Raw genomic sequence first — 4,163 nt, 5'->3', positions numbered from 1 at the left:
CTGGCCCGCAGCACCCCGGCCCTCACCCAGGGCCGGATGTTCAGCCGCGCCCCGTCGTTCAGGTCGGGCTCCCAGCCGATGGGCTGCTGGTGCAGCGGCTTCCAGCGCACAAAGATGTCGAAGGGCGGCTCGCCGTGCAGGATGGCCACCAGCCTCTTCTTCAGCTCCAGCGCCGCCACCAGGCGCAGATCGGCCCCCCGCTCGTCCCGCTTTGCCGCGGCCTCCTGCGCCGAGATATAGGCCCCCAGGTAGGTGTAAATCAGCTTCTCCAGCTTGGCCCGGTCGAGCTGATGATAGTTCAAAAGCGCCGAGAACCCGTCCTTGCGCCCGTCCCAGACGTGCCAGATAAAAGGCCGGTTATGAAAGACCCTGCAGTGCCGCACAAAAAACCCATCCCGCAGCCACTCCTCCAGGCTCTGACCCTCAAACCCCACCGAGGCCAGCAAAGCCTGCTCGAGCGTGGCCGACCAGCGCCCCCCATAGGCCCGGGCCAGCAGCGCCCGCAAACGATCGGCCGCAGGAAGCTCCCCCGCCACCGCAGGCAGACACACAATGCCATCGGCATCCTCGGGCAGCCCATCGTCAACCTGCTCGGGCCAGCGGTAGCCCAACAGCCGGGCCACCGCCACCAGCAGCGCCTCGGTGGTATCGGTCACGGTCCCCTTAAACAGCCACTGCGTGGGATCGTTGGAATAGGGCTCGGGCAGGCCGCCAGGATACTTCTCCTGCGCGACCTTGGTCCAGTGCTCGAGATCGAAGGGTAAATTTGTAAACACAGATGTAGTTACATAAGGTTTCTGGTCTAATTTACGTACCTCTTCCACAAACTCAGGTGACTTTGTGAATGCCCAGAGTGCAGAAACCACCTCTGGCGATATGGGAATCAAAGCAACGCAGCTCTTGTCGTAATGAGTGCCAAAGTAACTTGAAATACGTAGAGAACGAACTCTTGAAACTAGAATCCCTGTGCTTCCCCAAGCAGAGTTTCCTTGAACTCGGGCCGTTTCACTTTCTGACAGTGTGCCTGATCCGTGTTCCCAGAGTAGTATTTCTGAGCAACCACCAATATCAGTATCCAGCATTGTTGCTGTCTGAAATTTCACCCAAGCCACGCTAATGTTCTGTTGTTCCCAAAAATTGTGGATGAACCTATCACGGTCGCCAGTTGACAGCCCTTCAGTGGCAGTTGCAAACTGTCTAACTTGGGACTTGGCCGAGAACTTTGATAGCGAGATGCGCAAATCAGGATTCTTCAACTGCCCCGCCTGCTCGAGCTCCTTCACCTCGGCCTCGAGCAATCCCCTGGCCTTGTCGGCTGGGGTTTTGAGGTCGCTCACGTCCAGGCCGGTCATCTGGTGGGTGGGGGTGGGGCTCGAGTTGGTGATGGTGAGCAAGGCAACGTTGACCACCTCGCCCGAAATGGTCTCGAAAGCGCCCGTACCCATCCTGGCAACGAAATTCCAGCTTTGCGTCTTCAGCAGGACTTCGCGCAGCTTCTTGTAACTGCCCAAAAACAGCCAGTTCTGTGGGGTTACCAGGGCATAGCTGCCGCCGGGCAGGCAAAAGTCCCGGCAGCGCTCTACGAAGGCGGTGGCCAGGTCGGCCTTGGCTTGGGGATAGCTGCGCTCGATGTAGTCCTTCAGGGTATCGCTCTGTTTGCCACGGGCCAGGTAGGGCACGTTGGTGATGACCAGGTGGTACTTTTCGCGCAGGATGGCAGCGGCGCGGGCGACGCCCCTGGCGGCTTCGCCAAAGACCTCGGCGGTGGGGTCGGGGCTGGCTTTTTCGCTGGCCAGGGCCTGGTCTAGCAGGTGCTCGACCTCCTGGTAGTTCACAACCGAGAGCAGGTCGCCGCCCACCGCAACCCGGCCAGGGTCAATCAGGCTGCCCAGGTCGGGGGCTTTTTTGAACAGCTCCCACAGCTCGCCCAGGGCCAGGCGCAGGTTGGGGTTGTCTGCGGCCAGCTTTTGCCAGGTCTCTTTGCTGGCCCCCACTGCCAGGCCGCTACAGGCCAGGTGGGGCACCGGTAGCTCGCGGTAGCCGCCGGTCTTCCAGGCTTGCAGGGCCAGGTTGAAGGCGGCGATCTGGGTGCAGCGGGGGTCGAGCTCGAGGCCAAAGAGGTTGTCGCGCAAGACCGCGTCGAAAGCTTCGGGCAGGCTCAGGCCTTCTTCTTCCGAGCGCATGGCGGCCAGCAGCTCGGCGGCGGCCACCAAAAAGTGCCCCGAGCCGCAGCAGGGGTCCAGCACTTTGAGTTCGCGGGCCGACCGGGGCCAGCCGGCAAAGCCTCCGGCGGCTGGGGTAGAGTCCTGCAGGCGGCGCAGATACGTGAAGCGGGGGTTGAGGGGGCTTTCGGGGTGGCGGCTGGCCCACCAGGCCCCCAGGGTGTTGTGCAGCAGGAACTCCACCATGTAGTGCTCGGTGAAAAGCTGCGTGACCGGTGAGAGGTCGGCCCCGCCAATTTTGCGCCCGCTTTTGTTGACCTGGGCCTTGCGCTTGCTCTGCCAGAACTGGTAGATCCAGCCCAGCCCGTCGTCGGAGGTGAAAACAACCTGGGGGATGGACTCGAGCAGGCTTTGCAGCCGGCCCAGGCTTTCGGGGGCCAGCCGCAGGTGCAGCAGGGGGTCGTGGGGCCGGAAGATGCCGGGCAGCATGCGGCTGGCGTAGCGGGTGGCGGTGGCCCAGGCGTTGCGGTCGCCCTCGTGATGGGCCAGCTCCTTGCAGTCTTGCAGGCTAACCGGCTGGCGGTATTCCGGGTGGATCAGCAGGTGGTTCTCGGCCAGGAAGCGGGCGAAAAGCATCTGGTGCCAGTGCTCGTAGGCGCCCTCGGCTATCAGCAGCTCCAGGCTGCCCAGGCGGCGCAGCTCTTCGCGCAGTCTGCGGCGCAGGGCGCGTTCGGCCTCGCTCAGGCTGGGGTGGGGGCTGGCCTCCTGCACCCCCAGGTGGTGCAGGGCGGCCTTTAGGGCGGCTTCGGCGGCCTCGCGGGCCTGGGTGATGGTGCGCTCGAGGCTGTTGCGCAGGTCGGGGGACAGGACGGCCACTGGAACCTCTACAGGATCACCGAGCTGCCCTCGGCGATGTGCCGCATGATGGCCTCTCGTAGCTTTTGCAGGTACTCGTCCACTTCCTCTTCGGTCTGGAGGCTGGCGCTGGGAAGGCTCAGCCGGACCGCCTTGGGAGCGGCCAGCCGCAGGGCCTCCTGCAGGGCCTCGGAAAAGCGGGTGGGGAGGGCGGCCAGCCGGTCTTGTAGCTGCTGAAGGTTTGTGGCCTCGAGGGCGCTCTGCACCTCCTGGGCGTTGCCAAGCCTGGGCTCGGGCAGGGGCCGCAGGTTCTGTGCCTCCAGGATGCGCCCGGCTTCCGCCGAAGCCAGCGGCTGCCAGGCGGGGTGGGCCTGGAGCCGGGCCATGCCCTGCTCGAAGGCGCTCTGGTACTGCTGGTAAAGCGTCCGGATCTTTTCCCGCAGCAGGCCGGCGGCCTGCTCCATCAGGGGGGGCACCGGGTCTGGTGTCTGTAACAGCCCCCGCTGGGCCAGCAGGGCGGCCTTCTGGTTGGCCAGCGGGGCCAACTCGCTCAGGGCGGCCCCGTGGGACAGGAGGCGCTCGAGGCTGGCCCAGCGGGGCAGGCGCTCTTCGATCTGCTGGCGGACTTCCTGCCACTGCTTGAAATCCGCCGCCAGGCGCTCCTGCTGGTTGGCTACGGCCAGCAGCAGCTCGTTGCCTCGCAGGGTGGCCAGCTCGGCCAGGTAGGGCGGGCTGGGGGCCTCGGGGCAGGGCGGAGGCCCACCGGCCTGCTGGGCCAGGGCGCGTAGCGTCTCGACCAGCCCTGCACACCCGCTGGGCTCGTCGTCGTTCCGGTAAGGAATACCCAGCTCGCTGAGCAGCCGGCGCACCGCCAGCCTCTGCGGCAAGGTGACCACGGCGGCCTCGAGGCGGAACTGGGTCTGGTTGATCTTTCCCTGCTCGATCTGCCGGGCTGCCAGGCCCTGACCCTGATGCTCGGCCCGCAGGTGGCCAGAGGCCACCAGCACATAAAGAGCCGCATCTACCACGTCTTGCGGCCAGCCGTAGGGGCCGGCGATGTACGCGCTCAGGTCGAGCACGCGCACGCCGCCGAGCGGTCCGGCGGCGCCGTCGCGGCGGGCGATGTCGAAGGGAGAGGGGCTGTGG

Annotated in this window: 2 protein-coding genes; both read right to left on the bottom strand. The window is 65.3% G+C overall.

What is annotated here, in order from left to right:
- The coding region (locus Q0288_RS10985; protein WP_299430338.1) for an N-6 DNA methylase at positions 1-3,038 on the bottom strand (3,038 nt) is incomplete at its 3' end.
- A gap of 8 nt (positions 3,039-3,046) precedes the next feature.
- Positions 3,047-4,163, bottom strand: a 1,117-nt coding sequence (locus tag Q0288_RS10980; RefSeq protein ID WP_299430336.1) for a hypothetical protein, incomplete at its 5' end; no start/stop codon positions are given.

It is taken from the genome of uncultured Meiothermus sp. (genome assembly GCF_937863175.1).
Classification (GTDB): domain Bacteria; phylum Deinococcota; class Deinococci; order Deinococcales; family Thermaceae; genus Meiothermus.
This window is presented reverse-complemented; position numbering and strand designations above follow the sequence as displayed.